Consider the following 1,435-nt stretch of genomic DNA (forward strand, 5'->3'; position numbering starts at 1 on the left):
GGTACACCAGGCCGTATCATCGACCACATTAAGCGCAAGACACTAGACTTAAGCGAGCTTAAGTTCCTAGTTCTAGACGAAGCTGATGAAATGCTTCGCATGGGCTTTATTGATGATGTTGAGCTTATTCTTAGCCACGCACCAGAAGAACGCCAAACGGCCTTATTCTCAGCAACTATGCCTGGCCCAATTAAGAAGATCACTCAACGTTACTTAAAAGATCCTAAGCACGTTAAAATTGCGTCTAAGGTAAGCACCGCGAGTACAATTCGCCAGCGTTACTGCCAAATCGCACCGCACCACAAACTTGAAGCGCTAACCCGCATCATGGAAGTGGAAGTGTTCGACGGTATGATCATATTCGTTCGTACTAAAACCGCTACGGTTGAACTAGCAGATAAACTATCTGCTCGTGGTTACGATGTAGAGCCGCTAAACGGTGATATTCCTCAGGCAGCCCGTGAGCGTACTGTTGAAAAGCTTAAGCAGGGTAAAATTGATATCCTTGTTGCTACCGACGTAGTAGCCCGTGGTCTTGACGTTGAGCGCGTAAGCCACGTTATCAACTACGACATCCCGTACGATAGTGAGTCATATGTACACCGTATTGGTCGTACTGGTCGCGCTGGACGTCAAGGTGATGCAATCTTGTTTATTTCTCACCGTGAAAAGCGCTTGTTGTTCTCGATTGAGAAAACCACTAAGCAACCTATTGAAGCGATGCCAATTCCTTCAATTAGCGAGATAAATGAAACCCGTTTGAGCCGCTTTAAGCAGTCAGTTGCCGAAGCAGCGCAAGACGATAGCATTGAGTCATTAATGCCAATCGTTGAGATGATTAAAGAAGAAAACGAAGCTTCTCCTGAAGTTTTAATGGCTGCGCTACTTAAAATTGCGCAAGGTGATGAGCCGTTAATTCTTAAAGAATCAGATCGCCCTGATATCAACAGCAAGCCTCCGCGTGATAGCCGCGACAGAAACTCTCGTGACGGTCGTGAGAGAAAGCCGCGAGTACCTCGTGGAAACCGCAAACCTGAAGAAGGCATGCAGCGCTTCCGTATTGAAGTGGGTCATGTTCACGGCGCTAAGCCTGGTAATATCGTGGGCGCTATTGCGAACGAAGCGAATATTAATTCGAAGCACATTGGCGCTATCGAAATTTATGACAACTTCAGCACGGTAGACCTTCCTGAAGGCATGCCGAAGGAAACGCGCGATACGCTACAGGGCACCCGTGTTGCCGGTCAGCGTTTAAACATTCGCGAATGGTCAGATACACCGCCGGCTAAAGGTCGTGGCGATCGTGGTAACCGTGGTGACAGAGCGCCTCGCGGCAATCGTGAAGACCGTCCTAATCGCGGAGATCGCGAAAACCGTAAGCGTAAGAACTAAATAGCAATACATTCAGCCTTTATATAACTAATAGCAATATAAA

The 1,435-nt window shown here is 47.5% G+C and carries 1 protein-coding gene; it reads left to right on the forward strand.

Translation table 11 applies throughout. The features are described 5' to 3' along the window. Positions 1–1,392 (forward strand): helicase-related protein (locus tag QVA83_RS13665; protein WP_287498584.1); only part of this gene is annotated, 1,392 nt, incomplete at its 5' end. Positions 1,393–1,435: the final 43 nt, after the last annotated feature.

The organism is Alteromonas sp. AO-Serp (assembly GCF_017849675.1).
Lineage (GTDB): Bacteria > Pseudomonadota > Gammaproteobacteria > Enterobacterales > Alteromonadaceae > Alteromonas > Alteromonas macleodii.